The organism is Streptomyces sp. NPDC005483 (assembly GCF_040606035.1).
Classification (GTDB): Bacteria; Actinomycetota; Actinomycetes; order Streptomycetales; family Streptomycetaceae; genus Streptomyces.
Genome location: NZ_JBEXEA010000105.1, coordinates 1 through 3,430, shown reverse-complemented (window position 1 = coordinate 3,430; position 3,430 = coordinate 1). Strand labels below are relative to the sequence as shown.

The window sequence follows — 3,430 nt, the reverse complement described above, 5'->3', positions numbered from 1 at the left end:
GAACGCGGCACCTTCACCACCGTCGGCAACCCCCTCAAACTCTCCGACTCCCCCACCACCATCACCACCCCACCCCTCCTCGGCCAACACAACGAGGAGATCTACATCGGCGAACTCGGTCTCGGCGACGAGGAGTTGCGACTGCTCAGGTCGGGCGGGGTGATCTGACGTGGTCAACCGCAGCCACGTTCGCGGGCCGTTGGGCGGTGGTCCATGACGTGAACGAGCACGGGGTCCGGCGGCGGTGCGCGTCGGCCGGCCCCGGGGATCCGTGCGCGCACGAAAGGAATTTGGACAGGGGGCGCTGGCCAGATCTTTCGACGCAAGGAGTGCTTGAAGACTATGACGACCATCGACTACTCGTCGTCCGCCACCTTCAGGGAGGTGACGGACCGCAGGGGCCGCGTGTTCCGGATCGGCGAGACCGACCGGCACATCATGGGACGACCACGATGGACCATGGTGCTCTTCCCGTGGATGGGCATGCTGGGCATCAGTTCCTCGGAGTACGCGTTCACGTCGGCCGAGGACACGCTGCACGAGGCGCATCTGTGGAGCAGTGGGCACATCTTCTGGCTGATGGGCGTCTGGGTGTTCTTCCAGGCGGCCGTGGCCTTCCCGGCCGGGCAGCTCAGGGAGAGCGGGAAGCTTCCGGCCCGTTACGCGATGATGCTCGGCGCGCTGGGCACCGTCCTCGGCTATCTCTCGCTCGCGTTCGCTCCGAACGTGATCGTCGCCTACCTGGGCTTCGGTGTGTGCAGCGGTATCGGCGCCGGTCTTGTCTACGCGACCTGCGTGAACATGGTCGGCAAGTGGTTCCCGGAGCGCAAGGGCGGCAAGACCGGCATGGTCAACGGCGGTTTCGCCTACGGCTCGGTGCCCTTCGTCTTCCTGTTCACCTCGTACATGGACCTGAGCAACTACCGGGGCGTCCTGGTGACGGTGGGCCTGGTCTGCTGCTCCGTGGTGGCGTTCGCGGGCTGGTTCTTCAAGGACCCGCCGAAGAACTGGTGGCCGCCGCACGTCGACCCGCTGAAGATGACCGACGACCCGAAGATCCGGCGCGCGCTGGAGAAGAACCCGCCGGCCGTCAAGCAGTACACCCCGAAGGAGGCGGCGCGCACGCCCGTCCTGTGGATGATGTGGTTCTGCCTGCTGTGCACGGCCGGGATCAACATCTTCGGCATCGCCTTCCAGGTGCCGTTCGGCAAGGACATGGGCTTCGCGGGCGGGATCGTGGCCACCGCGATGTCACTGAAGGCGATCGTCAACGGCACCGGGCGCGGGGTGATCGGCTGGATCTCCGACAAGTTCGGGCGCCGCCACACCCTGATCATCGTGTGTCTGGTGCTGGGCACCGCCCAGTTCGGGGTGCTGGTCTCCGGCCAGATGGGCAGCATGCCGTTCTTCCTGTTCTGCTCCATGGTCTCCGGCTTCGGCGGCGGCGCGATCTTCCCGCTGTTCGCCGCGATGACGGCCGACTACTTCGGTGAGAACAACAACGCCTCCAACTACGGCATGGTCTACAGCTCGAAGCTCATCTCGGGGCTCGTCGGCTCCGGTGTCGGCTCGATCGTGGTCGGCGTCTGGGACTACCAGGGCGCGTTCGTTCTGGCCGGCTCCATCGGCCTGGCGTCCGCGGTCCTCGCGCTGTTCCTGAAGGCGCCCGGCAGGCCCCAGGCCAGCCGTCGGACCGTCCCCAACCCGCAACCGCTCGGCGAGGAAATGGCCTGACATGACGGCAGATCCGTACGCAGCACGCAGCGACACCGACAAGACCGCGCACTCCACCGCCGCACACCGTCCCTACCGAGAAGTGACCGACGCGGGCGGCCGCGTGTACCGCGTCGGCGAGACCGACCGGGACATCCTCGGTCACTCGCGCAAGCTCATGGTGTATCTGCCCTGGCTCACCATGATGGCCATCAGCGTCTTCGAGTACGCGTACGGCTCGGCCGAGGACACCCTGTCCCACGCCCACGGCTGGACGCAGAGCAACACCTTCTGGATCCTCAGTGTCTGGGTCTTCTTCCAGGCCGGCATCGCCTTCCCGGCGGGCTGGCTGCGGGAGAAGGGCATCCTGACGGCCCGTCAGGCCATGTACACCGGCTCGGGCATGTGTCTGCTCGGGTTCCTCGCCCTGTCCCACCTCGACAACGTCCTGCTGGCGATCCTGGGATTCGGTGTCGTCGGCGGAATCGGTGCCGGGCTCGTCTACGCGACTTGCATCAACATGGTCGGCAAGTGGTTCCCCGAACGCCGGGGAGCGAAGACCGGGTTCGTCAACGGGGGCTTCGCGTACGGATCGCTGCCCTTCATCTTCATCTTCAACTACGGCTTCGACACGGCCAATTACCATCGCGTCCTGGACCTCATCGGCTGCTACATCCTGATCGTGGTCGTAGGGTGCGCGTTCTTCTTCAAGGACCCGCCGAAGAACTGGTGGCCCGCGGACATCGACCCGCTCACCCACGGTGGCGGCGACAAGGGGGCCGGTGCTCTCGCCAAGAACCCTCCGGCGGTACGGCAGTACACGCCGAAGGAGGCCGTCAGGACGGGCATGCTTCCCCTCATGTGGATCGCCCTCGTCATGACCGCGGGAGTGTCGATCTTCGGGATCTCCTTCCAGGTCGACTACGCCAAGGAGGTCGGTTTCGGCCCGCTGGTGGCAGCCTCCTCGATGGGTGTCATGGCCGTCATCAACGGCATCGGGCGCGGTGTGGTGGGCTGGCTGTCCGACAGGTGGGGCCGCAAGTCGACCCTGGTGTTCGTCATCCTCGTCCTGGGCCTCGCGCAGTTCGGGGTGATCTGGGCGGGTGACATCAAGAGCGAGTCGCTGTTCCTGGTGTTCGCGTTCCTGTCCGGGTTCGGGGGCGGCGCGTTCTATCCGCTGTTCGCGGCGCTCACCCCCGACTACTTCGGGGAGAACTACAACGCCTCCAACTACGGGCTGGTGTACAGCGGCAAGCTGATCAGCGGCCTGTTCGGCGGCGGCCTCGGCTCCATGGTCGTCACGGCGTGGGGTTACGACGGGGCGTACGCGCTGGCCGGCGTCACCTCGATGCTCGCGGCGGCGATCGCGCTGCTGCTGCGGCAGCCGGGGCGGCCCCGGAACGGGGCGACGACACCGCAGCCGCAAGCCGCGGCCTGAGCCGGGAAGTCGAAACGGATCAGGCGGCCCTCCGCCTCGGCCGTCGCCGGGCTGGGGCCGCCTCATCCGATGGTTCGGAGCGCGCGGCTTCAAGGTCCAGCGGTCGGGACGCGCGGCGCGGCGGCCACGGATTCCGGCACCCTGCTCCGTCAGCCTCGGCGCACATCCCTCGCCAGGCCTCGGGGGCTCGGGGGCTCGGGGGCTCGGGGGCTCGGGGGCTCGGGGGCTCGGCGGCTCGGCGGCTCGGCGGCTCGGCGGCTCGGCGGCTCGGCGGCTCGG

2 protein-coding genes and 1 pseudogene are annotated in these 3,430 nt (G+C 67.6%); all 3 read left to right on the top strand.

Annotation, left to right across the window (positions count from 1 at the left end; translation table 11 throughout):
- Positions 1–168 (top strand): annotated as a pseudogene (locus ABZT06_RS50340) (formyl-CoA transferase); the annotation flags it as partial.
- Between the two features lie 174 nt (positions 169–342).
- The gene (locus ABZT06_RS50335; RefSeq protein WP_355756629.1) at positions 343–1,734 is read left to right on the top strand and encodes an OFA family MFS transporter; all 1,392 of its coding nucleotides are present in this window, start codon (positions 343–345) and stop codon (positions 1,732–1,734) included.
- A gap of 1 nt (position 1,735) precedes the next feature.
- The gene (locus ABZT06_RS50330; protein ID WP_355756626.1) at positions 1,736–3,151 is read left to right on the top strand and encodes an OFA family MFS transporter; all 1,416 of its coding nucleotides are present in this window, start codon (positions 1,736–1,738) and stop codon (positions 3,149–3,151) included.
- Positions 3,152–3,430 lie beyond the last annotated feature (279 nt).